Consider the following 13,111-nt stretch of genomic DNA (forward strand, 5'->3'; position numbering starts at 1 on the left):
CGGGCACCGCGGGCCGCCTCCCCGGGCCGCCTCCCCGGGCCGCCTCCCCGGGCCGCCTCCGCCGACCGGCTCCGCCGACGAGCGGGATACCGCCGCGGTCACCGGATCCAGCGGGCCGCGGCCTCGTACAGGTCTCGACGCTCACCCCGTGTTCCGCGAACGCGGCCAGCCCCGCCGTGATCGCCGCAGCCGCCGGCCCGGGGTCCCACGGCCCGGGCACCCGGTAGGGGTCGAGGCCGATGACGAGGACGCGCGGTGCGGCAGGGGTGTCCATTCTGACCGCCGACCGCTGACCGCGGGCTACGGGCCGCCACCGCCGGCCGGGCCTACTCGAAGAACTTCAGGCCCCACCCGGTGTTGCTCGTGGCGCCGGGGACGTTGGCGCGGGTGTAGGTGGTGTGGCCCCACCAGCAGAAGCTGCCGGTGAACCAGTAGCGCGCCGACCACGAGTAGGGGGTGCCCTTGGGGACCGCGGTGAACATCAGCGGGAAGGTCGGCCCGGCCGGCGGGCTGGTGGCGATGTCCCCGTCGAGCAGGACGAAGCTGTGGCTGCCGGGACCGTCGACGTGGAGGGTGGGGTCCCAGCCGGACATCATCGTGGCCGCGTGCGAGCCGAACAGGCAGCCGTTGGACTTGTACCAGTCCCACACGTACGTCGGGTCGCCGCCGGAGCGCAGCCGCAGGTCGGCCATGCAGTACTGGTCGCTCCAGCTGCCGTTGGCCGAGTAGACGATGTGCAGCTGCCCGCTGGGGTCCTTGATGGCCGCGGGCGCCTCGTTGATGTACGGGTTGCCGACGACGCGCTCCCAGCTCTCGCGCGGCTGCGAGATGATGTACCGCGCGCCGGTCGGGGCGGTCGGGCTGCTCATCCTGGCGATGTAGAGGTTCTGTTCGACGTTGGTGTCGCCGGCCCAGCCCGACCACACGAACCAGCGCTGCCCGTTGAAGGTGAACATGGTGCCGTCGATCGCCCATTTGCCGTCGGGCAGCGCCAGTTGCTGCTCGGCCCCGTAACCGCTGTTGGCGGTGGCGGAGCTGATCACGTACATCCGGTGGGCCGATCCGGTGCCGGCGGTGAAGTAGATGTAGTAGCGGCCGCCGTCCACCACCATCTCCGGCGCCCACACCTCGCCGCGGCCCCTGGTGTCCGACCAGACCTTGCGGGAGGCCGCCGCGCCCAGCGCACCGGGTGAGGACGCCTCGCGCACCGCGATGCCGCCGCCGGCCGACTCCGCGGAGATGTAGGTGCCGCCGACCCGGATCACGCTCGGGTCGGCATTGTGGACGGTCGTCTGCGACGCCTGGGCGGGGCCCGGGCACAGCAGCGCCAGTACGGCGGCGAGGGCGCCGCACAGGGTGGCGGCGATGGCTCCGTGGACACTTCGCAGCAGCTTCATGGTCCCGTCCCGTGCTCGTCCGTGGCGAATCGTGCGGGAAGTTGGGTGCTCCGGTTCCGCCCCGAGTGTGCCGCAGCGGGCTCCGCGGCGACAGACGGCGGGCGGACACGCAGCCGCCGCGGGCGCCGCGGGCGCTCCCGGCGCCGCCGGCGGTGTGTGTTGCGGCACGTTCACGGACCTGGCGGCGCGTCAGCGGCAGGGGCGGCCGGCCCGCTCCCCGCACAGGTCAGCGGGGCTGCGCCGAAGTCCCGGGGCGGGCGCGGGGCGGGGGCGGTCCCCGCGCTGCCAGGAGGCGCGCCGGACACAGGGCACTTAGTATTGGCCGGCTTGTCTTGCTTTGGTACCGAGTGCGGTGCCACGGAGGGGCGTTTGGCCGCACCCGGGGAACGGGCTGCGGGAGGCCCCCGGATGGGCGACGAGGGACGAGGAGCGCATGGATCTGAGGCTGCAGAGCGAACCGCTGCTGGACGTGGACCTCCTGGTGGGCGACATCGGCGCCGCGGAAGAGCCGCCGTACGCGCGTTTCGCCGGGCGTACGGCCGCCGCGCCGCGGACGCTGCTCGACGTGCTCGACGCGACCGTCCGCGCCCACCCGCAGGAGCCGGCCCTGGATGACGGCCGCACCGCGCTGACGTACCGCGCGCTGGCCGCGGAGGTCGAGGGGATGCGGCGCAGGCTGGCGGCGGCCGGGATCGGCGCGGGCGACCGGGTGGGCGTGCGGGTGCCCTCGGGCAGCAACGACCTGTACGTGTGCATCCTGGGTGTGCTCGCGGCGGGCGCCGCCTATGTGCCGGTCGACGCGGAGGACCCCGACGAGCGGGCGGACCTGGTGTTCGGTGAGGCGGCCGTCGCCGCCGTGCTGGGCGCCGGCCGCACCCTGACGGTGACCGGTACGGGCAGCGGCAGCACCCGCCGCCCCTCCCCCGGCGACGACGCCTGGATCATCTTCACCTCGGGGTCCACCGGCCGCCCCAAGGGCGTGGCGGTCAGCCACCGCAGTGCGGCGGCCTTCGTGGACGCCGAGGCCGCGCTCTTCCTCCAGGAGGAGCCGATCGGCCCGGGCGACCGGGTGATGGCGTCGCTGTCGGTCGCCTTCGACGCGTCCTGCGAGGAGATGTGGCTGGCCTGGCGGGGCGGCGCCTGCCTGGTCCCGGTGCCGCGCTCGCAGGTCCGCGGCGGCGGCGACCTCGGCCCCTGGCTGACCGAGCAGGAGATCACCGTGGTCTCCACGGTGCCCACGCTGGCCGCGCTGTGGCCCGCCGAGGCGCTCAACGAGGTGCGGCTGCTGATCTTCGGCGGCGAGGCGTGCCCGCCGGAACTGGTCGACCGCCTGGTCACCGAGGGCCGCGAGGTCTGGAACACCTACGGCCCGACCGAGGCCACCGTCGTGGCGTGCGCGTCGCTGCTGACCGGCCAAGGCCCGGTGCGCATCGGCCTGCCGCTGGACGGCTGGGAGCTGGCCGTGGTGGACGAGGCCGGCGAGCCGGTGCCCATGGGCGGCAGCGGCCAGCTGATCATCGGCGGTGTGGGCCTGGCCCGGTATCTGGACGCCGCCAAGGACGCCGAGAAGTACGCGCCCCTGCCCTCGCTCGGCTGGCAGCGCGCCTACCGCAGCGGCGACCTCGTCAAGGCCGAGCCGGAAGGGCTGCTCTTCCTCGGCCGGGCCGACGAGCAGGTCAAGCTCGGCGGCCGGCGCATCGAGCTGGGCGAGGTGGACGCCGCACTCCAGGCGCTGCCCGGTGTCGCGGGCGCCGCCGCGGCCGTACGCACCTCACGGCACGGCAACCAGCTGCTGGTCGGCTACGTGGTCGCCGGTGACGGCTGGGACCGGGCAGCGGCCGTCGCCGAGCTGTCCGCCCGGCTGCCCGCCGCCCTGGTGCCGCTGCTGGCGACCGTGGAGGCGCTGCCCACCAGGACCTCGGGCAAGGTCGACCGGGCCGCGCTGCCCTGGCCGCTGCCGGAGTCCGCGGGGCCGGCGCCCGGCGGGGAGACCGCGGAGCACTCCCCCCGCTCGTCGAGCGGGGGATACCCCATGCACGGCACCGAGGCATGGGTGGCCGAGCAGTGGACCGAGGTCCTCGGGGTGCCGGTGACCGGCGCCCGCGACGACTTCTTCGCGATCGGCGGCAGCAGCCTGGCCGCGGCCCAGCTCGCCACGCTGCTCAGGACGCGCTTCCCCTCGGTGGCCGTCGTCGACATCTACCAGGCGCCCACGGTGCGCAAGCTCGCCCGGATGCTGGACCGCTCGGTCCGCGAGGACCGTCCGGCCCGGCGGATCGCACCGGTCCCGGCCAGGGCCAAGGCCGTTCAGCTGCTCGCGCTCCTGCCGCTGTACGCACTGGTCGGCCTGCGCTGGACGACCGGGCTGCTGGCGCTGGGCAATGTGCTGGCCCGCACCGGCCACTACCCGTGGGCGCCGACCGCCTCCTGGTGGCTGGTCGGCTCCGCCGCCGTCCTGCTCTTCAGCCCGCCCGGGCGCCTCGCGCTGGCCGCGGCCGGTGCCCGGCTGCTGCTGCTCGGCCTGGAGCCGGGCAGCTACCCGCGCGGCGGCAGCGTCCACCTGCGGCTGTGGGCGGCGGAGCGGCTGGCCGAGGCCACCGGTGCGACCGCGCTGTCCGGCGCCTGGCTGATCCGCTACAGCCGCGCGCTGGGCGCCCGTATCGCACCCGACGTGGACCTGCACTCGCTGCCGCCCGTCACCGGCATGCTCAGGCTCGGCCGCGGCTGCGCCATCGAGGCCGAGGTGGACCTGCGCGGCTACTGGCTCGACGGCGACCGCCTGGAGGTCGGGCAGGTGCGGGTCGGCTCGGGCGCCGTGGTCGGCACCCGCAGCACCCTGCTGCCGGGGGTGCGCATCGGCAAGCGGGCGCAGATCGCCGCCGGGTCCACCGTGACCGGCCAGGTCCCCACCGGCCAGCGCTGGGCGGGGGCGCCCGCGGCCAAGGCGGGGCGGGCCGAGCGGCGCTGGCCCAAGCAGCGCCCGGCCCGCAGGGCGCGCTGGGCGGCGGCCTACGGTGCCGGCGGCGCGGGCGTGGCGCTGCTCGCGCCGGCCGCGGCCTGCGCCGCCCTGGCCGTCGCGGGCGCCCTGGTGCCCAGCGACGCCGGCCTCGGTGCGGCGGTGCGGGGCGCGCTGGTCGCCCTGGTGCCCGCCACGCTGGCCTTCGGCCTGGCCTATGCGGTGCTGCTGCTGGCCGCGGTGCGGCTGCTGAGCGTGGGCCTGCGCCCGGGCTGGCACCCGCTGCACAGCCGGGTGGGCTGGCAGTCCTGGACGGTGGTCCAGCTCATGGACGCCGCACGCGACAAGCTCTTCCCGCTGTACGCGGGCCTGATCACCCCGGTGTGGCTGCGGGCGCTGGGCATGAAGGTCGGCAGCGGCGCCGAGGTCTCCACGGTGCTGGCGATCCCCAGCCTGACCACCGTCGGCGACGGCGCCTTCCTCGCCGACGACGTGCTCGTGGCGCCCTACCAGCTCGGCGGCGGCTGGCTGCGGATCGGCGCGGCCGAGATCGGCGAGCGCGCCTTCCTCGGCAATTCCGGCATGACCGCGCCGGGCCGCGCCATTCCCGACCGGGGCCTTGTGGGGGTGCTGTCGGCCACGCCGAAGAAGGCCAAGGAGGGCCGCTCCTACCTCGGCCTGCCGCCGGTGCGGCTGCCGAGGACCGCGGAGGACGGCGACCAGAGCCTGACCTACCAGCCGCCGGCCCGCCTGGTGTGGGCGCGCGGGCTGGTCGAGGTCTGCCGGCTGGTGCCGGTGCTGGCTTCCGCCGCACTGGCGGTCCTGGTCCTGGCGGCGCTGGTGCGGCTGGCCGGACACGGGACGCCCGCGGTGGCACTGCTGGCGGGACCGGTGCTGCTGGCCGCGGGCGGCGCCGCGGCGGCGCTGTCGATCGCCGCGAAGTGGCTGCTGGTCGGCCGCTTCCGGGCGGTGGAGCGGCCGCTGTGGAGCGGCTTCGTGTGGCGCAACGAGCTGGCCGACACCTTCGTGGAGGTGCTCGCGGTGCCGTGGCTGGTCGGGGCGGTGCCCGGCACCGCGCTGATGAACCTGTGGCTGCGGGGACTGGGCGCGCGGATCGGCCGGGGCGTGTGGTGCGAGAGCTACTGGCTGCCCGAGGCGGACCTGGTCACCCTGGAGGACGGGGTGAGCGTGAACCGCGGCTGCGTGCTGCAGACCCACCTCTTCCACGACCGGATCATGCGGATGGATACGGTGGTGCTCCGCGCGGGCGCCACGCTCGGTCCCGGCGGCATCGTGCTGCCCGGCAGCGAGGTCGGAGCCCGCAGCACGCTGGGTCCCGCGTCGCTGGTGATGCGGTCGGAGTCCATCCCGGCGGACAGCCGCTGGCTGGGCAATCCGGCCGAGGCGTGGCACGACGGGCGGGCGGACGACGCGCGGGCGGACGAGGATCCGACGGACGGCCGGCGGCCGGAACAGGGAGCGGCAGGACGCCCGGGCAGAGGCAGAGCTTGACGAGGGACGAGACGCGGCTGTCCGCGGCGGGGTCCGTCCTGCGAACGCAAGGGAGCGAAGGACCGTTGGCCCACAAGCGAGCAGCGGCGCCGGAGGCGGATCCGTACTTCCCCGCCCACGGCGACACCCGCTACCGCGTCCACCGCTACGAACTGGCCGTGGACTACCGCCCCGCGTCCAACCGGCTGCGCGGCACCGCGCGGATCGGTGCGGTGGCCGGCGGCGCGGCACTGCGCGAGTTCGCCCTCGACCTGGCCGACTTCCGGCTCCAGCGGGTCGTCGTGGACGGCCGGCCCGCGCACTACGTCCACCGGGCCGGGCGGCTGCGGATCCGTCCCGCGAAGGCGGTGGAGGCGGGTGCGGCCTTCACCGTCGAGGTGCACTACACCGGCAACCCACAGCCCGTCACCAGCCAGTGGGGCGGTCTGGGCTGGGAGGAGCTGACCGACGGCGCGCTGGTGGCCAGCCAGCCCGTCGGGGCGCCCTCGTGGTATCCGTGCAACGACCGGCCCGCGGACAAGGCGACGTACCAGATCTCGGTCACCGCCCCTTCGGTGTACACGGTGGTCGTCGGCGGCCGGCTGCTGTCCAGGACCACCAGGGCCAGCAGCACCACCTGGGTGTACGAGCAGGCGGCGCCCACCTCCAGCTACCTGGTGACCGTCTCGATCGGCCGCTACGAGGCCGTGCAGCTGAGCGGCGGCGGCTCGGTGCTCGCCCCGCGCCGCCCGGTGCCGCAGACCGGATACGTACCGGCCCGGCTGCGCGGCCAGTTCGCCGTCGACTTCGGGCGGCAGACCCGCATGATGGACTTCTTCGAGGACGTCTTCGGGGCGTACCCCTTCGACGGGTACGCGGTGGTCGTGGCCGACGAGGAACTCGACGTGCCCGTCGAGGCGCAGGGCGTGGCCACCTTCGGCACCAACCACCTGGGCGGGCAGCGCCGCTCTGAGCGGCTGGTCGCGCACGAGCTGGCCCACCAGTGGTTCGGCAACAGCCTCTCGATCGGCGACTGGCGGCACATCTGGCTCAACGAGGGCTTCGCCAAGTACGCCGAGTGGCTGTGGTCGGAGCACACCGGCGGCCCCACCGCCGCCTCGCACGCCGCCACGGCGCACGCCCGGCTGGCCCGGCTGCCGCAGGACCTGACGCCCGGCGACCCCGGCCGCCGGCTGATGTTCGACGACCGGCTCTACCAGCGCGGCGGCCTCGCGGTGCACGCCCTGCGCCGCGCCCTGGGCGAGGGCGCCTTCTTCCGCATGCTCAAGGGCTGGACGGCGGTGCACCGGCACGGCGTGGTGACCACGTCCGCGCTCGCGGCGCACGCGGCCCGCTACACCGCGCACCCACTGGACGCGGTCTTCGACCTGTGGGTGCACCGGTCCGCGCTGCCGCCGGCCGGCGAGCTGGAGGACTGACGGGCCGACGGGTTCCGCGGTGGGTCACCTGCGGCGCGGGCGTACCGCGTGGGTGCCGGCGATATGCGAGGTCAGGGCGATGGAGGCGGTGGCCCGTTCGTAGGTGAGCTGCGCCACGCGGGCGTAGAGGCAGTCCACCAGCAGCAGGACGGAGTGGCGGGTGCCGAAGTCGCCGTGGCGGAAGCTGGTCTCGCCGGAGTAGGACGTCAGGGCCACGTCGGCGGCCTGGGCGACCGGGGAGCGGGGGTCGCCGGTGACCGCGACCGTCGAGGCGCCGCGCTCGGCCGCCAGCCGCAGCGGGGCCAGCACCTCGCGGGTGGCCCCCGAGCGGGACACGGCCACCACGGCGTCGGAGGGTGTCAGCAGGGCAGCCGAGGTCTCCGCCGCGTGCACCTCCGTCCAGGCGTGCACCGCGCATCCGATACCGAACAGCCGGGCCTGGGTCTCCTGCGCGATGACGCCGGAGCCGCCGACGCCGTACACGTCGATCCTGCGGGCGCCCGCGAGCGCCTGGGCGGCCCGTTCGAGTGCCTGGCGGTCCAGCAGGTCGGCGGTCTGCCGCAGCGCCCGCAGGTCCGCCTCGGCGATCACCGCGATGACCCGCTCCAGGTCGTCCCCCGGCCCGATCCGCGGACCCAGCGCACCGGCCGCCTCCGCCGCGCCGGCCGCGGCCCTGCCCTGCTCCTGGGCCAGTTCGATCAGCAGCTGCTGGTACGACTCCAGGCCGAGGCCGTGGCAGAAGCGGGTGACGGTGGCCTGGGAGGTGCCCGTACGGCGGCCCAGCTCGGCCGCAGAACCACGGGTGACCGCCGCCGGGTCGGCGAGCACCACTTCGCCCACCTTGCGCAGGGAACCGGACATCCGGGGGAGTTCTGAACGGATCAGGGCGGTGATCATGGGGACTTCTTCCGGGCGGCGGTACGGGCGGTGCGGGCACGACGGGGCTTGTGCACCGGTGAATCTATCAACCATGATGCGTGCCGATGAGCGAAACCCACGACCGGATCCCCGCCAGGAGCCTGGTGATCGGCGTCGACGCCGGCGGCACCCGCAGCCGGGCGTGCCTGGCCGGCGCGGACGGCACGGTGCTCGGCCGCGGCACCGGCGGACCCGGCAACGCGCTCAGCGTCGGCCGCGCCGACCTCACCCGGCACCTGACCGAGGCGGTCGCGGGGGCGCTGCGGCAGACCCCGGGCGCCGCGAACCGGGTCGCGGCGGTCTTCGGCGGCTTCGCGGGCGCCGCGCAGGGCCTCGGGCCGGAGCGCGGGCACGGCCTCGCCCTGTCCTGCCTGCGCGGGGCACTCGCGGCCAACGGCATCACGGAGGCGGCGGTGGCGGTCGGCGTCGACACCGAGGTGGCGCTCGCCGCCGCGCCCGGCGCCCCGCGCGACGGCCTGGTGCTGATCGCGGGCACGGGCGCGATCGCCGCACGGCTCGCCGGCGGGCGCCTCGCCCACGTCGTCGACGGGTACGGCTGGCTGCTCGGCGACGCGGGCAGCGGCTACTGGCTGGGCGCCCACGCGGTCAGGGCCGCCCTTGCCGCACTCGACGGCAGCGGCGCCTGGACCGCGCTGGTCGCCGAGGTCACCGCCCACTACCTGCCGGAAGCCGGCGGCCGCGCCCCCGGACCCGGCGACCCCCTCGACGCCCGCCACGACCTGGCGGAGACGATCGTCGCCCGCGCCTACGCCCAGGCCCCTGCGCAGCTCGCGCTGCTCAGCCCCGCCGCGGTCGGCGCCGCAGCGGCCGGTGACGCGGTGGCCCTGCGGCTGCTGGACCGGGCGGCGGACCTGCTGGCGGACACCGTACGGGCACTGTGGCCGCGGCCGGGGGAGCCGCTCGCCGCCACCGGCGGCCTCCTCGCGCCCGACGGGCCGCTGCTGTCCCGGGTGACCGCACGCCTCGACGGCCTGGACCTGCACATCTTCCCGGTGGCCGACGGCACGGCAGGTGCGGCGGCCCTGGCCCGTGCGCTGCTCCGCACCCCCGCATGACCGGACGCCCCCTCGCACGACCGGGGCGGTCACGCGCCGGACGAGTGACCGCGGCCTTGACGCGATGTCGGGTGCAATGTTTCATCGAGTTGCCACGTAAGCGATTCAGTCAACCAGCCCAGCAGTGACATCCCCGAAGGAGTCCGGCCATGGCCGAAGGACAGATCAGCGCCGCCGCGTTCGCCGCGGAAGGCCGGGCGGCAACAGAGCGGGCCGTCGCCGCGAACAAGGACTCGGTGGCCGCCGCGGGGCGCCTGTTCGCGGACTGCGTCGCGGCCGACGGCGTGGTCCACGGCTTCGGCACCGGCCACTCGCAGGCCACCGTGCTGGAGATCGTCGGACGCGCCGGGGGCCTGATCCCCACCAACCGCATCGGCCTCGCCGACCTGGTGCTGCGCGGCGACGAGGACAGGTCCGTCCTTGACGACCCGCTCCTGGAGCGCTCCCCCGGGCTCGCCCGCCGACTGTACGACCTGGCCGGGCCGCAGCCGCAGGACCTGTTCGTCATCGTGTCCAACTCCGGCGTCAACAACTCGATCGTCGACATGGCCCTGCACGTCAAGGAGGCCGGCCACCAGCTGGTCGCCCTGACCTCGCTGACCCACACCCGCGCGGTGCCGCCGCAGCACCCCAGCGGCAAGCGGCTGGCCGACCTCGCCGACGCCGTACTGGACAACTGCGCCCCGGCCGGCGACGCCCTGCTGCCGCTGCCCGGCGGCGGCGCCCTGTGCGGGGTCTCCACGATCACCTCCGCGACGCTCGTCCAGATGGTGCTGGCGGAGGCGGTCGGCATCCTCCTGTCCGAGGGCAAGGAGGCGCCGGTCTACGTGTCGGCGAACCTGCCCGGCGGGCACGAGCGCAACATCGTGCTGGAGGAGCGGTACGCGGGGCGGCTGCACCGCGGCGGCTTCTGACGATCCGGCACCCGGCGTGGCAGCCCGGCGCGGCGCCCCCGGCGACGAGGGGCGCTCGTCCGCGGCGCGGCGTGCCGCGGTGTCCGCCCCCGCCACCGCCATGATGAGGTCATGTCCGAGATGACCGAACCCGAGTGGCGGGCCTTCCTCGCCCACGGGACGCGCACCGCCAAGCTCGCCACCACCCGCGCCGACGGCCGGCCGCACGTGGCACCCGTCTGGTTCCTGCTGGAGGGGAACGACCTGGTCTTCACCACCGGCCGCGACACGGTGAAGGGCCGGACGCTGGCCCGCGACCCGCGGGTCATGGCCTGCGTCGACGACGACCGGCCGCCCTTCTCCTTCGCCCTGGTCCAGGGCAGCGCCACCTTCTCCGAGGACCTGGCGGAACTCCACAACTGGGCGGGCCGGATCGCCGCCCGCTACATGGGCGAGGACCGGGCCGAGGAGTACGCCGCCCGCAACGGGGTCCCCGGCGAGATCCTCGTCCGCGTCCGCATCGAGAAGGTCACCGCCCAGCGGGACCTCGCCGACTGACCCGCCCGCCGGGTGCGGCCCGCCGCCCGGCTCAGACCAGGGCCGCGACCAGCAGGGTGAAGCCGGCGACGATGACCGCGACGCGGGCGTAGTGGTAGCGGTCCCAGCGCCTGCTCTGCTCCTTCCAGTCCGCGGGCCGGTTCTCCGGGGTCCACGTCTTGCTCCGGTTGTTGATCGGGACGAGCAGCAGGATCGACATGATCACGCTGACGATCAGCAGCGCCCCGCCGCCGACGACGAGACCGGTGCCGCCGTGATGCCGTCCCGCGACGGCCCAGACCGCGGTGAGCACGACCGAGCCGATGTACCAGAACGGCATGACGGCGCCCAGCATCCGGCCCCCGTGGGCGCGGCCGAGCTGGCCGCTGTCCTCGGGGAGCGCGTCGAAGATCCGGTTGACGACGAAGGCGACGCAGAACTCCACCCCCACCATGACGCCGACGACCACCGTGGTGAACACCTCAAGTGCGCTGAGCATGACGACCCCCAGAAAATCTAGTGTTGCTAGCTGATGATGCAACGCTAGTACTACTGCCGCTCCCTTGTCTAGCGCTGCTAGAATCGTGGCATGTCAGTTAAGGAACGCAAGGAGCGCGACCGGGCGGCCCGCGAGCGCCTCATCCTGGCGACGGCCCGCGAACTCGCCGAGCAGCAGGGCTGGGACGCCGTCACCACCCGCCGGCTCGCCGAGCGCATCGAGTACAGCCAGCCGGTCCTCTACAGCCACTTCCGCGGCAAACGGGAGATCATCGGCGCCGTCGCCCTCGAAGGCGCCGCCGAACTGGCGGCGGCGGTGCGGATCGCCGCCGCCGGCGCCGAGGGACCGCGCGAGCGGGTCGCCGCCCTCGCCCGCGCCTACCTCGCCTTCGCGGAACGCAACCCGGCGGTCTACGACGCGATCTTCCAGCTCGACGGTGGCCTGGCCTTCGCGCGCGAGGACACCCCGGAGCCCCTCAAGGACGCCTTCGCCGCGCTGCTGGAGAACCTGGCCGAGGTCGCGGGCGACGGCGTCCACCCGGGCCTTTTCACCGAGGTGTTCTGGGCGTCCCTGCACGGTCTTGCGACGCTGACCCGGGCGGGCCGGCTGCCGCCGGCCGAGACCGAGTCGAGGGTGCAACTGCTGGTGGGCCGCCTCGCCGTGGTCTGACCCGGGGCCGGCTGCCCGGGGTCAGTTCCCCGGGGTCACGGCATGAGGCCGAAGCGGTAGACGGTCGTCGAGCGGTAGACGTCGCCGGGGGCGAGCCGGACGGAGGGGAAGTCGGGGCGGTTCGGGCCGTCGGGGAAGTGCTGGGTCTCCAGGGCCACGCCGGCGAAGCGCGGGACGGGACGGCCGTCAGAGCCGGGGAAGGAGCCGTCGAAGTGGTTCCCGGTGTACACCTGGATCCCGGGCTCCGTCGTCAGGCACTCCAGCCGGCGCCCGGAACCGGGGTGGCTGAGTACGGCCGCGGGCGCCACCATGCCGGGAGTGTGTGCCCGTAGCACCCAGTTGTGGTCGTAACCCCCGCCGGCCATGCGGATCTGCTCGTCCCCTGCCGTCAGCGCCTTGCCCAGCGCCCGGGGCTCCCTGAGGTCGAAGGGGGTTCCCGCCACGCTCTCGTGGGGTCCTGGCAGCGGCAGCAGGCCCGGGTCGACGCGCGTGTAGTGGTCGGCCAGCACCTGGAGTTCGTGGTCGGACACCGTCTCGTCGGCACCGCCCGCGAGGTTCCAGTACGCGTGGTTGGTGAGGTTGACGACGGTGGGGGCGTCGCTGGTGGCGGTGTAGTCGATGACGAGGTCGCCCTCGTCGCCGAGGCTGTAGGTGACCCTGGCTTCGAGACGGCCGGGGAAGCCCTGGTCCCCTGCCGGGCTGACCAGGCTGAACTCGACGCCGGCCCGGGTCCCGTCGGCTGCCGGGCGGGCCGACCACGACCGCAGGTCGAAGCCGTCGACGCCGCCGTGCAGCGTGTTCCCGCTCTCGTTGGCGCTCAGCGGCAGCAGGTCCCCGTCCAGCGGCAGCAGGGCGCCGCCGATGCGGTTGGCGTAGCGTCCGACCGTGGCGCCGAAGTAGCGCGCCGCGCCGAACCGGTCCCCGATGTCCAGCGGGCTGACCACTGTCTCGGCGACGCGCCCCGAACGGTCGGGGCAGCGGGCCGAGTGCAGGCTCGCGCCGAGGTCGAGGAGCCCGACGGTGACGGGTCCCGCGGCGAGCTGCCAGTGCTCGACCTCGCGGCCGTCGGGAAGCCTTCCTGCGGTCGAGCGTGTGACGGTGGGCATGAGGCTCCATCCGGGTGGGTGGGCGCGGGCCGTGCACACACCTCCGCCGGACGGGACCTCGTGGGAAGGTCCGTCCGGCGGACGACCCGCGGTGGCGGGTGAGGTGTCACAGTCCTGCGGCGAGGCGGTG

Annotated in this window: 10 protein-coding genes; 6 read left to right on the forward strand and 4 right to left on the reverse strand. The window is 75.0% G+C overall.

The features are described from left to right. Window positions 1-326 precede the first annotated feature (326 nt). On the reverse strand, window positions 327-1,397 hold the full coding sequence (locus JT723_RS19650) for a glycoside hydrolase family 43 protein (RefSeq protein ID WP_205045988.1): 1,071 nt from the start codon (window positions 1,395-1,397) through the stop codon (window positions 327-329). 433 nt (window positions 1,398-1,830) lie between these two features. Between JT723_RS19650 and JT723_RS19655 the strand changes: the two genes are divergently transcribed. Both JT723_RS19655 and JT723_RS19660 read left to right on the forward strand, forming a co-directional pair. Then, the gene (locus JT723_RS19655) at window positions 1,831-5,865 is read left to right on the forward strand and encodes a Pls/PosA family non-ribosomal peptide synthetase (RefSeq protein ID WP_205045989.1); all 4,035 of its coding nucleotides are present in this window, start codon (window positions 1,831-1,833) and stop codon (window positions 5,863-5,865) included. A 65-nt stretch (window positions 5,866-5,930) separates the two neighbouring features. Next, entirely contained in the window at window positions 5,931-7,283 is a 1,353-nt protein-coding gene (locus JT723_RS19660; RefSeq protein ID WP_205045990.1) for a M1 family metallopeptidase, read from the forward strand. A 24-nt stretch (window positions 7,284-7,307) separates the two neighbouring features. Here JT723_RS19660 and JT723_RS19665 read toward each other — a convergent pair whose 3' ends face one another. After that, the gene (locus tag JT723_RS19665) at window positions 7,308-8,180 is read right to left on the reverse strand and encodes a MurR/RpiR family transcriptional regulator (RefSeq protein WP_205045991.1); all 873 of its coding nucleotides are present in this window, start codon (window positions 8,178-8,180) and stop codon (window positions 7,308-7,310) included. Between the two features lie 86 nt (window positions 8,181-8,266). On the opposite strand from JT723_RS19665, the gene JT723_RS19670 reads away from it, so the two are divergent. The 3 genes from JT723_RS19670 (at window position 8,267) to JT723_RS19680 (ending at window position 10,728) form a co-directional block, all read left to right on the forward strand. Further along, the gene (locus tag JT723_RS19670) at window positions 8,267-9,277 is read left to right on the forward strand and encodes an N-acetylglucosamine kinase (RefSeq protein WP_205045992.1); all 1,011 of its coding nucleotides are present in this window, start codon (window positions 8,267-8,269) and stop codon (window positions 9,275-9,277) included. A gap of 149 nt (window positions 9,278-9,426) precedes the next feature. Further along, on the forward strand, window positions 9,427-10,191 hold the full coding sequence (locus JT723_RS19675; RefSeq protein ID WP_205045993.1) for a sugar isomerase domain-containing protein: 765 nt from the start codon (window positions 9,427-9,429) through the stop codon (window positions 10,189-10,191). A gap of 111 nt (window positions 10,192-10,302) precedes the next feature. Beyond that, window positions 10,303-10,728: a PPOX class F420-dependent oxidoreductase gene (locus tag JT723_RS19680; RefSeq protein ID WP_372441339.1), complete on the forward strand. Its 426-nt coding sequence runs from the start codon at window positions 10,303-10,305 to the stop codon at window positions 10,726-10,728. 31 nt (window positions 10,729-10,759) lie between these two features. Here JT723_RS19680 and JT723_RS19685 read toward each other — a convergent pair whose 3' ends face one another. Further along, window positions 10,760-11,206 carry an anthrone oxygenase family protein gene (locus JT723_RS19685; RefSeq protein WP_205045994.1) on the reverse strand — a complete coding sequence of 149 codons (447 nt, stop codon included), beginning with the start codon at window positions 11,204-11,206 and terminating at the stop codon, window positions 10,760-10,762. A gap of 90 nt (window positions 11,207-11,296) precedes the next feature. On the opposite strand from JT723_RS19685, the gene JT723_RS19690 reads away from it, so the two are divergent. Further along, window positions 11,297-11,875, forward strand: coding sequence for a TetR/AcrR family transcriptional regulator (locus JT723_RS19690; protein WP_205045995.1), 579 nt, complete (start codon window positions 11,297-11,299; stop codon window positions 11,873-11,875). 35 nt (window positions 11,876-11,910) lie between these two features. Here the strand turns inward: JT723_RS19690 and JT723_RS19695 are convergent, their stop codons facing one another. Beyond that, window positions 11,911-12,981: an aldose epimerase family protein gene (locus JT723_RS19695; protein ID WP_205045996.1), complete on the reverse strand. Its 1,071-nt coding sequence runs from the start codon at window positions 12,979-12,981 to the stop codon at window positions 11,911-11,913. Window positions 12,982-13,111 lie beyond the last annotated feature (130 nt).

Origin of the sequence: Actinacidiphila bryophytorum (assembly GCF_016916835.1) — a bacterium.
GTDB classification, from domain to species: Bacteria; Actinomycetota; Actinomycetes; order Streptomycetales; family Streptomycetaceae; genus Actinacidiphila; species Actinacidiphila bryophytorum.